At 67.4% G+C, this 12,608-nt stretch carries 15 protein-coding genes; 4 read left to right on the top strand and 11 right to left on the bottom strand.

Features of this window, described 5'->3' with window-relative positions:
• Nucleotides 1-176: 176 nt before the first annotated feature.
• From EH199_RS06280 to fmt, 3 genes are read right to left on the bottom strand one after another with little or no spacing between them, the layout of a single operon-like run.
• Complete coding sequence (locus EH199_RS06280; RefSeq protein ID WP_124808425.1) at nucleotides 177-1,292, bottom strand: zinc-binding dehydrogenase; 1,116 nt, start codon at nucleotides 1,290-1,292, stop codon at nucleotides 177-179.
• A gap of 2 nt (nucleotides 1,293-1,294) precedes the next feature.
• Entirely contained in the window at nucleotides 1,295-2,047 is a 753-nt protein-coding gene (truA, locus tag EH199_RS06275) for a tRNA pseudouridine(38-40) synthase TruA (protein WP_124808424.1), read from the bottom strand.
• 34 nt (nucleotides 2,048-2,081) lie between these two features.
• Nucleotides 2,082-2,987, bottom strand: a complete 906-nt coding sequence (gene fmt / locus EH199_RS06270) for a methionyl-tRNA formyltransferase (protein WP_124808423.1) — start codon at nucleotides 2,985-2,987, stop codon at nucleotides 2,082-2,084.
• A gap of 50 nt (nucleotides 2,988-3,037) precedes the next feature.
• Between fmt and recR the strand changes: the two genes are divergently transcribed.
• The 4 genes from recR (at nucleotide 3,038) to EH199_RS06250 (ending at nucleotide 6,718) form a co-directional block, all read left to right on the top strand.
• Nucleotides 3,038-3,634 (top strand): recombination mediator RecR, encoded by a 597-nt coding sequence (gene recR / locus EH199_RS06265; RefSeq protein WP_124808422.1) that lies wholly within the window; start codon nucleotides 3,038-3,040, stop codon nucleotides 3,632-3,634.
• Between the two features lie 108 nt (nucleotides 3,635-3,742).
• On the top strand, nucleotides 3,743-4,312 hold the full coding sequence (gene def / locus EH199_RS06260) for a peptide deformylase (protein WP_124808421.1): 570 nt from the start codon (nucleotides 3,743-3,745) through the stop codon (nucleotides 4,310-4,312).
• An 80-nt stretch (nucleotides 4,313-4,392) separates the two neighbouring features.
• The gene (rmuC, locus tag EH199_RS06255) at nucleotides 4,393-5,940 is read left to right on the top strand and encodes a DNA recombination protein RmuC (protein ID WP_124808420.1); all 1,548 of its coding nucleotides are present in this window, start codon (nucleotides 4,393-4,395) and stop codon (nucleotides 5,938-5,940) included.
• Between the two features lies 1 nt (nucleotide 5,941).
• Nucleotides 5,942-6,718: a hypothetical protein gene (locus EH199_RS06250; protein ID WP_124808419.1), complete on the top strand. Its 777-nt coding sequence runs from the start codon at nucleotides 5,942-5,944 to the stop codon at nucleotides 6,716-6,718.
• Here the strand turns inward: EH199_RS06250 and EH199_RS06245 are convergent.
• From EH199_RS06245 to EH199_RS06210, 8 genes are all read right to left on the bottom strand, one after another.
• Complete coding sequence (locus tag EH199_RS06245) at nucleotides 6,715-7,146, bottom strand: META domain-containing protein (protein ID WP_124808418.1); 432 nt, start codon at nucleotides 7,144-7,146, stop codon at nucleotides 6,715-6,717. The two genes, EH199_RS06250 and EH199_RS06245, sit on opposite strands and share 4 nt — an antisense overlap.
• 56 nt (nucleotides 7,147-7,202) lie before the next feature.
• Nucleotides 7,203-8,003, bottom strand: a complete 801-nt coding sequence (locus tag EH199_RS06240) for an RNA methyltransferase (protein WP_124808417.1) — start codon at nucleotides 8,001-8,003, stop codon at nucleotides 7,203-7,205.
• Nucleotides 8,004-8,010: 7 nt separating this feature from the next.
• Nucleotides 8,011-8,307, bottom strand: a complete 297-nt coding sequence (locus EH199_RS06235) for an HPr family phosphocarrier protein (protein WP_124808416.1) — start codon at nucleotides 8,305-8,307, stop codon at nucleotides 8,011-8,013.
• 3 nt (nucleotides 8,308-8,310) lie between these two features.
• Nucleotides 8,311-8,715: a PTS sugar transporter subunit IIA gene (locus tag EH199_RS06230; RefSeq protein ID WP_124808415.1), complete on the bottom strand. Its 405-nt coding sequence runs from the start codon at nucleotides 8,713-8,715 to the stop codon at nucleotides 8,311-8,313.
• Nucleotides 8,716-8,838: 123 nt separating this feature from the next.
• Nucleotides 8,839-9,771 carry an RNase adapter RapZ gene (rapZ, locus tag EH199_RS06225; RefSeq protein WP_124808414.1) on the bottom strand — a complete coding sequence of 311 codons (933 nt, stop codon included), beginning with the start codon at nucleotides 9,769-9,771 and terminating at the stop codon, nucleotides 8,839-8,841.
• Nucleotides 9,772-9,828: 57 nt separating this feature from the next.
• Nucleotides 9,829-10,266, bottom strand: a complete 438-nt coding sequence (locus EH199_RS06220; RefSeq protein ID WP_124808413.1) for an HPr kinase/phosphorylase — start codon at nucleotides 10,264-10,266, stop codon at nucleotides 9,829-9,831.
• On the bottom strand, nucleotides 10,263-11,861 hold the full coding sequence (locus tag EH199_RS06215; protein ID WP_223806510.1) for an ATP-binding protein: 1,599 nt from the start codon (nucleotides 11,859-11,861) through the stop codon (nucleotides 10,263-10,265). Before EH199_RS06215 ends, EH199_RS06220 begins: the two co-directional genes overlap by 4 nt.
• Entirely contained in the window at nucleotides 11,854-12,597 is a 744-nt protein-coding gene (locus EH199_RS06210) for a response regulator transcription factor (RefSeq protein ID WP_190287166.1), read from the bottom strand. Before EH199_RS06210 ends, EH199_RS06215 begins: the two co-directional genes overlap by 8 nt.
• Nucleotides 12,598-12,608: the final 11 nt, after the last annotated feature.

Raw genomic sequence — 12,608 nt, 5'->3', positions numbered from 1 at the left:
GCCCCTGCTCCCCCTGTCCCGTCACCCCTGCCCGCCCCGTCACCCCGGCGAAAGCCGGGGTCTCGTGCGGCTCGGCGGCACTGTGCCGGGATTTTCCCGCAAGCGCCTGAGACCCCGGCTTTCGCCGGGGTGACGCTTCTCATCCTTTCCAGTTGCGTGCCGAAATCAGCCCCGCTTCAGCCGTTGGGCAGGATCAGGTACTTTTCGCCCGTCCGCCGCGCGTTGTATTCCAGCACGGCCCCGCGGCTGAGGATGTCCTTGAGCGGCACCCGCGCCTTGTAGTGGCTGGCGAACGTGGTGGTGATGTTGTCCATCACCCGCGCGCGCATCCGCCCCACGATCTCCGGCCCGGCCTTGGCCATGAACGGGGTCAGCAGCCAGCCGGCAAGATCCCAGGTCAGCCCGAACGCGCGGTTCAGCACCGTCGGCCCCAGATCAAGCGCGCCGTAGATATAGACTTTCTTGGGCGTGGACGAACCATAGCGGCTATAGGCAGCGCCCCGGCTTGCCGCCGCTTCCATCGCGGTCAGGATCTGCCCGGCCAGCGTGCCGCCGCCGATCGCGTCGAAGCCCAGCATCGCCCCGGTTTCGGCAATGGCGTCGATCAGCTTCGGCAGGAAATCGGCGGCTGTGGAATCCAGCACATATTGCGCGCCCAGATCGCGCAGGATCTTCTCCTGCGCCGCGCTGCGCACGATGTTGACCAGCGGAATGCCGTCCTCCTGGCAGATCTTCACCAGCATCTGCCCCAGGTTCGAAGCGGCGGCCGTGTGGACCAGCCCGGTGAAGCCCTCCAGCTTCATCGTCTCGGTAAAGCCCAGCGAGGTCAGCGGATTGACGAAGGCGGATGCGCCCTGCTCGGCCGAGACGTGATCGGGCAGCGCGATGCAGGCCCCCGCATCGACCACGCGATACTGCGCATAGGCGCCACCCGGCAGGCAGGTCACGCGCCGGTTCAGCAGCGCCTGTGCCTCGGGCGCATCGCCGGCGGCGATCACCGTGCCCGCGCCTTCGTTACCCACCGGCATCGCCTCGCCGATCCGCGCCTTCATCGCGCGCACCGCGCCTTCAGGCATCCGCGCGACGAGCCGGCCTTCGGAATATTCCGCGTTCTCGACATCGGCCGGGCCGAACAGCAGCCCCAGGTCCGACGGATTGATCGGCGCCGCTTCCATGCGAATCAGCACTTCGCGCCCCTTGGGGGCCGATACGGTCTGTTCGACCAGTTCCACCGTCAGCAAGCCATCCTCGCCCAGGGTGGACAGCAGTTGCAGGCCTTTGACATCGGACATCTTCATTCTCCCGGATAGATCGCCTTCACGAAGTAGAGCCCTTCCGGGGGCGCGTTAAGTCCTAATTTGCAACGGTCTTTCGCGGCGAGCGCGGCGGCGAGGTCGGCGCGGGTCCACATCCCCTGCCCCACCAGCGCCAGGCAACCCACCATCGAGCGCACCTGGTGGTGCAGGAAGCTGCGCGCCGCCGCCTCGACGATCACGTGATCGCCTTCGCGCCGCACGTCCAGCCGGTCGAGCGTCTTGAGCGGACTCGCCGCCTGGCAATGAACCGACCGGAACGTGGTGAAATCGTGGTGACCGACCAGTTCCTGTGCCGCCGCGTGCATCGCGGCGGCATCGAGCGGCCGGGCGATGCGCCAAGCCAGCCCCGCCTCCAGCGTCAGCGGCGCGCGGCGGTTGGCGATGCGGTATTCATAGGCCCGCCCCAGGCACGAAAAGCGCGCGTGCCAGTCCGCATCGACCACCCGCACGTCCAGCACCGCCACCGCGTGCCGGGCCAGCCGCAACCGCGCGTTGAGCGCTTCGGACAGGCGGAATGCGTCGAAATCGCGCGCCAGATCGAAATGCGCGCGCATGGCAAGAGCGTGGACGCCGGTATCGGTCCGCCCCGCGGCGTGGAGCGTCACCGCCTGCCCGGTGACCGCGAACGCCGCTTCCTCCACCGCCTGCTGCACCGAAGGCCCGTGCGCCTGCCGCTGGAAGCCCATGTAGGGCTGGCCGTTCCATTCGAGCGTGAGCGCGAAACGAGTCATGCGGGATGGCTCCCCGACCGGCAGCAAGCCGCCATCAGCCCAGCACCGTGCCAGCCGACACCGCCCGCCCGCGCAACAGCGCCGCCGTGTCCATCGCGGGCCGCCCAGCGCGCTGGACAATCAATGGACGAAGCGCGCCGATGCCGCACGCAATCGTCAGCGCATCGTCCAGCGCGGTTCCGGGCACTCCCGCGCCAGCCACGACCTCCGCCGCCAGCACGCGATAGCGTTCGCCATCCAGTTCGAAGAACGCGCCCGGCGCCGGCGCGAAAGCGCGCACCTGCCGCTCCACGTCCACCGCCGCCCGGGTGAAATCGAGCCGGCTTTCCGCCTTGTCGATCTTGTGGGCATAGGTCACGCCATCCTCCGGCTGGGTCACCGGCGGGTGCCCCGGCAGGTCCGCCAGCACCTCTACCATAAGCGCCGCGCCGCGTGCGGCCAGTTCCTCCGTCAACGCGCCCGCCGTCTTCCCGTCCACCGGCGTCGACACGTTCGCCAGCATCGGCCCGGTGTCCAGCCCGCGCTCCATCCGCATGATCGTCACGCCGGTTTCCTCGTCCCCCGCCAGGATCGCGCGCTGCACCGGCGCGGCGCCGCGCCATCGGGGCAGGATCGAGCCGTGGACGTTGAGGCAGCCCCAGCGCGGCGCATCGAGCACCGCCTGCGGCAGAATCAGGCCATAGGCGGCCACCACCGCGACATCGGCATCCAGTGCGGCCAGCGCCGCCTGTTCCTCCGCGCCTTTCAGGCTGGCCGGCGTGCGCACCGCGATCCCCAGCGCCTCGGCCGCCAGATGCACCGGCGAAGGCTGGAGCTTCTTGCCGCGCCCGGCGGGCCGTGGCGGCTGGCTGTAGGCCGCGACGACCGTATGCCCCGCCGCCACCAGCGCGCGCAGCGTCGGCACCGCGAAATCGGGCGTGCCCATGAAGATGATGCGCATGGTGTGCGAAAAGCCTTCCGTTTGCCTGCGGTGGCCCTATCTGTGCGGCCATGGCATCGCAAGAGATCGAGGCGCTGGCCGGCGCGCTCGCCCGCCTTCCCGGACTTGGCCCGCGCTCGGCGCGGCGCGCCGTGCTGTGGCTGATCAAGCGCCGTGAAACCGCGCTGACGCAGCTTGTCGATGCGCTCGTCACCGTGCGCGACCGGCTCGTCGAGTGCGACACCTGCGGCAACGTGGATACCAGCAACCCCTGCGGCATCTGCGCCGATCCCCGCCGCGATTCGCGCGCGATCTGCGTGGTGGAGGAAGTGGCCGACCTGTGGGCGCTCGATCGCGCACACCTGTTCACCGGCCGCTACCATGTTCTCGGCGGCCGCCTGTCCGCGCTGGACGGCGTGCGCCCCGAAGACCTTGCCATTGCCAGCCTGCTTGATCGCGTGGCGGCAGGCGGGATCGACGAAGTGGTGCTGGCGATGAACGCCACGCTCGAAGGCCAGACCACCGCGCACTACATCGCCGAGAGGCTGGAAGCGTTTCCTGTCCGCGTTACCCAGCTCGCCCACGGCCTGCCCGTCGGCGGCGAACTCGATTATCTCGACGAAGGCACGCTCGCCCAGGCCCTGCGCGCCCGGCGGCCGGTGGGATAGCGGGGATTCGCGACGAACTGCGGCCGGACGAAGCCGCGTCGTCCCAAGCCTCGCCCCCTAACCGCAGCGTCCCTTGCGACTCCGCCACAACGCGCTTATCTGCGCTCCATGGCTATCCGCGAAATCATCGAAGTTCCCGATCCGCGCCTCAAGCAGGTGTCCGCACCCGTCACGACGTTCGACGACGAGTTGAAGACGCTCGTCGCCGATATGTTCGAGACGATGTACGATGCCCCCGGCATCGGTCTCGCCGCGATCCAGGTGGGCGTGCCGCTGCGCGTGCTGGTGATCGATCTCCAGCCCGATGACGAGGACGCGGAGCCGGAAGTGTGCACCGCGCACGGCGGCCACCACCACACGCACCAGCCGACCAAGCGGGAACCGCGGGTCTTCATCAATCCCGAAATTCTCGATCCTTCGGAAGAGCACGCCATCTACAACGAAGGCTGCCTCTCGGTGCCGGAGATCTACGCCGAAGTCGAACGCCCCGCGCGCATCCGCGCCCGCTGGCAGGACGAGGACGGCACGGTGCACGAAGAGGACATGGAAGGCCTGCTCGCCACCTGTCTCCAGCACGAGATGGACCACCTCGAAGGCATCCTGTTCATCGACCACCTCTCCCGCCTCAAGCGGCAGATGGCGCTCAAGAAGCTGGAAAAGCTGCGCAAGGCGGCGTGACGGCGGAGAACTGGCCCGGCCCGGTTGTCATAGCGCCGGCCATGCTTTAGGTTCACGCTTCGTTCTTTTGCGGAGCTGCCGTGGACTCGCCCTTTCTCCTGCTCGTTTTCCTGATCGTCGCCCTCGTTTTGGGTCTTGCGATCGGCTGGTTTCTGGGCGGGCGTCCCGTGGCGGACTGGCAGCAGCGCCATGCCGAGCGGGACAGCGCGGCCAAGGCGCACGAGGCCACGGTCAAGGCGATGACGGTCGATCTCGCGGCGATGAGCGAGCGGGTGAAGCTGCTCGATCAGGTGACCGGGGAACTTGCCGCGATCCGCCAGGAACGCAACGCGCTCGCCTCGCAACTGGCCTCGGCCACGGAACGCGCGCGCCATGCCGATGCGCTCGCCGCCGACCTCGCCACCGCGCGCGAGGAGCGCGAGGCGCTGCGGGCCGAAGTCGCGCGGATGAAGGCCGACGCCACCAACTTCGCCGAGCGCGAGCGCCTGCTGGTCGAGGCGCGCGAGGCGTTGCGCAAGGAATTCGAGGCGGCCGGCGCCAAGGTGCTGGAAGGCGCGCAGGAGGCGTTCCTGCGCCGCGCCGCCGATCGCTTCGAACAGAGCGAGAAGACCAGCGCCGAACGCCTGCGCACGCTGCTCGCCCCGGTGGGCGAGCGGCTCCAGAAATACGAACAGCAGGTTCAGGAACTCGAAGCCAAGCGGGTGGATTCGTTCGGGCAGCTGTCGGGCCTGATCCAGTCGATGCGCGATGGGCAGGAGGCCGTGCGCGCCGAAGCCGCGCGGCTGGGCAATTCGCTGCGCAACGCGCCCAAGGCGCGCGGGCGCTGGGGCGAACAGCAATTGCGCAACCTGCTCGAACAGTGCGGGCTTGCCGAACACACCGATTTCGTCACCGAGCATTCGATCGACACCGAGGACGGCCGCCTCCGCCCGGACGCGATCGTGCGCATCCCCGGGCAGAAAAGCCTGATCGTGGACGCCAAGGTCTCGCTCAACGCCTATCAGGATGCATTCGCGGCCGACACGGACGAGGCCAGGGAACATTTCCTCACCCTGCACGCCACCTCGATGCGCAACCACATCCAGCAGCTTGGCGCGAAATCCTACCAGAGCCAGTTCGACGACGCGCCGGACTACGTGGTGATGTTCGTGCCAGGCGAACACTTCGTCGCCGCCGCGCTCGAACACGATCCGGGGCTTTGGGACTTCGCCTTCGAACGCAAGGTGCTGCTCGCCACGCCCACCAACCTCGTCGCCATCGCGCGCACCGTGGCGATGGTATGGCGGCAGGACACCATCGCGCGCGAAGCCGTGGAAATCGGCAAGGCGGGGACCGAGCTTTACGATCGCCTCGCCACCGCCACCGAGCATCTCAAGCGCGTGGGCGGGGGGCTGAACAGCGCGGTCGAAAACTACAACAAGTTCGTCGGCAGCTTCGAACGCAACGTCCTCTCGGCCGGCCGCCGCCTGCGCGACAAGGGCGTTTCGATCGGCAAGCGCGAGATCGAGGAAGTCTCGCTCGTCGAATCCGCACCGCGTTATGCCGAAAGCATGGCGGTAGAGCCTTCGGAACTTCCCGCGCCGCAACCGGTTGATACAGAGGACGACATCGCAGCGACGGCGGGGTGAAATGAAAGTACGGGGGCGATGGCTGGCATTCGCGGCGCTGAGCGTACTGGCCGGCTGCGACCGCGCCGCGCCCGAGCAGCAGGCTCCCGTGGCCGCGCCTCCCGCCGAAGCCGCGTCGGACCCGGCGGAGGCAAGCGCCACGCCCGAACCCGAACCGTCATCCGCCCTCTCGCCTTCCCCCACGCCCAGCCCGACACCGAAAGAGGCGCGCTATGCCCCGCGCGAGGACTGCGACAAGGCGCCTGGGTGGAAAGCGTTTCGCGGCCGGCTGGCGACAGCGGTCACCGCGCGGGATGCTGGCGCACTGGCCGCGCTGGCCGATCCCAACATCCGGCTCGACTACGGCGGCGGCAGCGGCGCCGACGAATTGAAGAAGCGACTGGCCGATCCCAAGGCGGGCCTGTGGCAGGAGCTGGACCGCATCCTGCCGCTCGGCTGTTCGATCGAAGGCGGGCTGGCGGCGATGCCCTGGTACTTCTGGAACGTGCCCGACGACGGTGATCCCTATACCACGATGCTGGCAACCGGCCCGGACGTGCCGCTGCGCGCCACGCCTTCGGCTGCCGGAGAAACCCGCGCCACGCTCGACTGGGCCATGGTGTCGATCGCGTCCGAAAGCTTCGATCCCAAGGCGCGCTTCACCCGGGTCAAGCTGATGGCCTCAGGGCAGAACGGCTATGTCGAAACAGCGAAGCTGCGCAGCGTGATTTCCTATCGCCTGATCGCGGAGCCACACGATGGCGGCTGGAAAATCACCGCGCTTATTTCGGGCGATTAGCCTTTGGATTTGGCCGTGGGCGCACCGTGCAGTTCCAGCGTGTGCCCGCCGGATTCGATCCACAGGCGATCGCCGTTGCGCCGGAAGCGCGGGGCACCGGACAGGAGAGCGTTCACCGCTTCCTCCTGCTGCCCCACCAGTCCTTCGCAGAACATCCGCGTCGAAATCAGCGGACCGGCAATCAACCGATCGCCCTCCACCCGGTATTCGCCACCGATGCCATTGCAGCCGACGCTGGCGGAAAGGCGCGTTTCCGCAAAGCCCATCCGCGCCCGATCTGGCGCGGCGGGGGCCTTTCCGTCGATGCTGGCGATAGTCCATTGCGTGCCGACAAGGCCGGGCGCGCCACCGGCCGCCGGCGTCGTGCAGCCTCCGGCCAGCAGGCTGGCAGAAAGCGCGAAGGCGGCAAGGATCGGAACGTTGCGCATGATACCGTCTTATAGAACGGCGCGATGATCATACGATTAACGCCGATGGCGCCGTTTCAACCCTCGAGCGACGCCAGCACCTCGTAGGCCAGCACTGCCCCGGCAACCGCCGCGTTCAGGCTGTCGGCCCGCCCCTTCATCGGCATGGTAACGCGCAGATCGCAGGCCATTTCGTAGTCCTCGGGCAACCCGCGCGATTCGTTGCCGACCATCACGAAGCACGGGGCGACATAAGGCGCACCGCGATAGGGCACGGCCTCCCGAAGCGACGCGGCGACGAGTTGCCCCTCACCCGCGCGCAGCCAGCCGATAAAATCGTCCCAGCGCGCCTGGGCAAGCCGCTGGGTGAAGATCGCCCCCATGCTGGCGCGCACCGCTTCGACCGAGAAGGGATCGGCGCAATCGTCGAGCAGGATCAGCCCGCCCGCGCCCACCGCGTCGGCCGTGCGCAGCATGGTGCCAATGTTCCCCGGATCGCGCATGGCCTGCGCCACCAGCCAGATCGGCGCGGCGTGGCGGTCGATCGTGGCAAGGCCGGTATCCCATTCGGCGAAGACGCCGGCCACAGCCTGCGGATTGTCCTTGCCCGTCACCTTGGCAAGCAGGTCTTCGGGCAGTTCGAGAACATCGCCCCCGGCAGCGGCGACGGTCTGTTCCAGCACATCGAGCAAGGGGTGCGGCTCGCGTCCCTGCGCCATCAGCAGGATTTCCGGCACGCGGCCGCCCTCGCGCGCGTCGGTCAGCAGGCGCAATCCCTCGGCCAGAAAGCGCTGCTCGCGCTTGCGGTGCTTCTTGTCGCGCAAGGAGCGGACGAACTTGACGGTCGGGTTGGAGAACCCGGTGATAACCTTGCGCACCGGCCGGTCAGTCCTCGCCGAAGCCGTCCTTGATCAGGCCGGACAGCTTCATCAGCACGTTGTCCGCCTCACCTTCCGGGCCGGAGACGATCACGTCGACCGTGTCGCCCTTGGCCGCGCCCAGCATCATCAGCCCCAGGATCGAGCCGCCTGCCGCCTCGGTGCCGTCCTTCGCCACCTTCACGTCCAGCCCGGCGGGCAGCTTGGCCACCGCGTTCACGAACTTGGCGCTGGCGCGGGCATGAAGGCCGCGCTGGTTGACGATGGTAACGGTTTCTCGGGCGACGTAGCTCGATTCAGCCATGCTTCACGCGTCCTGTCCCAGAAATTCGGATGCGATCGTTATGTAGTTGCGGCCCGCTTCCCGCGCGGCCACCGTCGCTTCCCGAAGCCCCATGCACACCCGCGCCTTGGCAAGGCGGATCAGCATGGGAAGGTTGATGCCGGCAATCACTTCCACCTTCCCCGCCTGCATCAGCGAGATGGCCAGGTTGGACGGCGTGCCGCCGAACAGGTCGGTGAGGATGATCACGCCATCCCCGCTGTCCACTCGCCGAATCGCATCGGCGATTTCCTTGCGGCGCTTTTCCATGTCGTCATTGGGGCCGATGCATACACCGATGACATCGGATTGCCTGCCGACCACATGCTCCATGGCATGGATGAATTCCTCGGCAAGAGCGCCGTGCGTTACGAGAATCAGACCAATCATGAAACAGGATGGCTCCGAAAGACGGCCGAGCATCTTATCCTGCCCATGCTTAACGCAGGCTTTGCAGGATCACGCGATACGCGAAACCGTTGGCAATTCCATTGCACGTCTTCCAGAGCGACCTCACCCAGTCTCTCGCCGGTCGTCTTCGAGCAGGTCAGCCGCCCGTGACGCCAGATTTCTGTGCTGCAATGTGGGAGAAAATCCGGCGTCGCGCAAGGCGGAAGCGATCTGTTCGGCCATGAACACCGAACGATGGCGGCCTCCGGTGCAGCCGAAAGCAATGTTAACGTACGCTTTTCCGTGCTCCTCGAAGCGCGGAAGCAACAGCAGCAGCAAGTCGCGAATGCGGGCAAATGCCTCGTCGAACGCCGGGTCCTGGCGGATATAGTCGCCCACCGGCGCGTCCTGCCCCGTCATCGGACGCAGATCGTCGATCCAGTGCGGATTGGCCAGAAAGCGCATGTCGAAGATCAGGTCGGCCAGTGGGGGCATCCCGCGCGAAAAGCCGAAGCTTGTAATGGTCACCGTGGTCCGCGCCGGCCCCTGATCGCCGAACCGTTCGCGGATCGTGCGTTGCAGGTCGTTGGTGGTGAAGCTGGTGGTGGAAATGACCACGTCCGCCCAGCGCCGCAGCGGCTCCAGCAACTCGCGTTCGGCCGCGATGCCGGTCGCGGCCGGCTTGCCCTCGCTCATCGGATGGCGGCGGCGCGTCTCGTTGTAGCGGCGCTCCAGTTCGGTGCCGGCGCAATCGAGGAACAGGGTCGTGATCGACAGGCCGGGCCGTTCGGACAGACCCTTGACCAGTTCGATGGTCTTGGCGGGATCGAACCCGCGCGTGCGGGTATCAAAACCGATCGCCAGCGGCGTGCCGGAATCGAGCGCCGCCGAACCGCGTTCGGTTTCCAGCAGCCGGTCGAGCAGGCGGATGGGGAAATTGTCCACCGCTTCCCAGCCCATGTCCTCCAGCGTGCGCAGCGCCGTGGTCTTGCCCGCGCCAAGAACACCGGTCACCAGCAGGATGCGTTGGGGTTGATCCTCGGATTCGCGCGCCATGCCAGCCTTCTGCGCTTTCCCGGGCACTAAGGAAAGAACTCTCGAAAATCGGTTGTTTCAGAAATCGGGAAGGCCGAATTGCCGCAGCGCCACTTCGGCACGCAGCGCCAGCACCGGCGTATCGGGATAGAGCCGGATCATCGGCAGAGCGCACCCCGCCAGCACCGCGCTGTCGGCCGCCGCGACGAACCGCGGCGCGGCCGCATCGAGTCGCACCACCAGCGCCAGAGGCACGCCTCCCACCGCCGGCATCTCGACGAGGCCGAGGTTGCGGATTTCGAGCTTGCCCGCGATCCGGGGATGCGGGCTGGCGATGACACGGCTGTTCCGCGCCTCGATCAGCACGCCGTCATCGCCCACCAGCGTCGCGCCGCGATCGATCAGCGCCAGCGCCAGGCTGGATTTGCCTGCCCCCGGCGGCCCTTCGATCAACAGCCCCTGTGTTCCGATCATCACGCATGTGCCCTGATGCGTGATGGGATGCGCATCGCTCATGCCGTTTCCTCCCGGTCGAGCGGCATTTCCAGCAGCAGACAGGCCCCGGCCGCTCCGTCAGGCCTGTCGGTGATCGTCAGGGCGCCATCGTGCGCTTCCGCGATCGTGCGGGCAATGGCCAAACCCAACCCGCTGTGCGAACCGAATGCCTCGTCGGCCGGGCGCACCGAATGGAACCGCTCGAACACTTTTTCCCGTTCGCTTTCCGGAATGCCCGGCCCTTGATCGGATACGGAAAGCCAAACGTTCGCACCTTCCCCCCCGACCGCGACATCGACCACGCCTTCGGGCGGCGAGAACGACACCGCATTGTCCAGCAGGTTTTCCAGCACACGTTCCAGCCGCACGGCATCGCCCCGTACCAGGGTTCCCCCCTCCCCGCGCGCGAAGCGGATGCGCACCGCCGCCCGGTCCGGTCTGGCGTCGCGCGCCCCCACCACCTGCGCCGCCAGATCGGCCAGGTCGAGCTGCGTGAAGGTCGCGCGGCTCAGTTCCGCGTCGATCCTGCTCGCGTCGGCGATTTCCGTGATCAGGCGATCGATACGCTGGACGTCATGCGCGGCGATCGCGGCCAGCTGGCGGCGCAGGTCCGGGTCCTCGATCCGCTCCATCGCCTCGATCGCGCTGCCCAGCGACGCCAGCGGATTCTTCAATTCGTGCGCCACATCGGCGGCGAAGCTCTCCACCGCGTCGATCTTCTGCCGCAAGGCGGCCGTCATGTCGGATACGGCGCGCGCCAGCAGCCCGATCTCGTCCCCCCGATCGGGCAGGCGCGGTACCACCACCTCGCGCTCTCGCCCCAGCCGCACACGCACCGCTGCGCGGACCAGCGCCCGCAACGGCTGTACGATCGTCCGCGCCAGAAACAGCGACAACTGGATGGACAGGAGCAACGCCAGGCCGATGATGATGACCAGCGTCTGTCGCGCGTCTCGCACCGCCTGCGTGATATCCAGCGCGTTGCGCGTGGTCAGCAGCATGTCCCCGTCCGATCCCACAGGCGTCGCCGCGCTGATCACCGGCGTGCGGTCGGGCGCATAGCGCAGATAGACCGCTGTTGCCCGGTGTTCGCGGGCGGTGGTGATTTCCGGCCAGTTTCCGCCATCGGGGCTGGCGGGTTCACGATAGCTGTCCACCTTGGGCGCCCCCACGACCAGGTCCACGCCCCGGTCGAGCAAGCGGGCAGCCTTCTGGTACCACGGCTCGGTTTCCGGATCGATCAGCACGAACGACGGACCCGCCAGGGCAAAGCTGTCGGCCACCAGAGCATTGTCCGCGCCATAGAGCCGCAAGCGCAGCCGCTGCTCCGAACCGATTCGCGCGATCAGCATCCGGCGGTCGGGCAGCGCAACCGGCTCGACAGCGTCAGCGACAATTTCCGCTTCCGCCCGCGCCAGTTTGAAACGCTCCTTGAGAAGCTGCGTGCGATAGCTGTCGAGGTAGAAGAAACTGCCCGCCAGCAGCGCCAGCGCGATCACGTTCACGGCCAGGATGCGCACCGTCAGCGACGGGCCGCGCGTGCGCGTCAGGCCGATGCGCGTCAGACCAAGGCGTCCGGCGCGCTGGGGCGCCGGTTCGGCAAGGCCGTCATTCATCGGCAAAGCTGTATCCCGCGCCATAAAGCGTCTCGATCGCGGCGAAGGCGGGATCGGCGGCGCGGAACTTGCGGCGAAGGCGCTTGATGTGGCTATCGATCGTGCGATCGTCCACGAACACGTCATCGTGATAGGCCGCGTCCATCAACTGGTTTCGCGTCTTCACCACGCCCGGCCGCATGGCCAGCGCCTCTAGGATCAGAAACTCGGTAACCGTGAGCGAAACCGGCGCGCCGTTCCATTCCACCAGGTGCCGGGCGGGGTCCATCACCAGCCTTCCGCGCCGGATCGGATCGGGAAGCGGCTCGGCCGGAGCCGTCTCGGTTGCATCGCGGCGGACGATTTCGCTGCGCCGCAAGATGGCCCGGATGCGCGCGATCAGCAGCCGCTGGCTGAAAGGTTTGGCGATATAATCGTCCGCGCCCATGGCGAGGCCCAGTGCCTCGTCCGCCTCGTCGATCTTGCTGGTGAGGAAGATGACCGGCAGATCGCTTTTCTCGCGCAGCCGTCGCAACAGCTCCAGGCCGTCCATGCGCGGCATCTTGATGTCGAACACCGCAAGGTCAGGGGGGTTGTCGAGCAGGGCCTTGAGAGCGGCCGCCCCATCCGAATAAAGCCGCGTCACAAAGCCCTCGGCCTGCAGCCCGATGGAGACCGTCGTCAGGATATTGCGGTCGTCGTCGACCAGGGCCACGGTCGCAGCCCGATGCGGGATCGCGGTTTCGTTGCCGGACATCGCCTTCGCAT

Source organism: Novosphingobium sp. LASN5T (genome assembly GCF_003856955.1).
Classification (GTDB): domain Bacteria; phylum Pseudomonadota; class Alphaproteobacteria; order Sphingomonadales; family Sphingomonadaceae; genus Novosphingobium.
The sequence above is the reverse complement of the archived record's forward strand: the minus strand, read 5'-3'. Positions and strand labels throughout refer to the sequence as shown.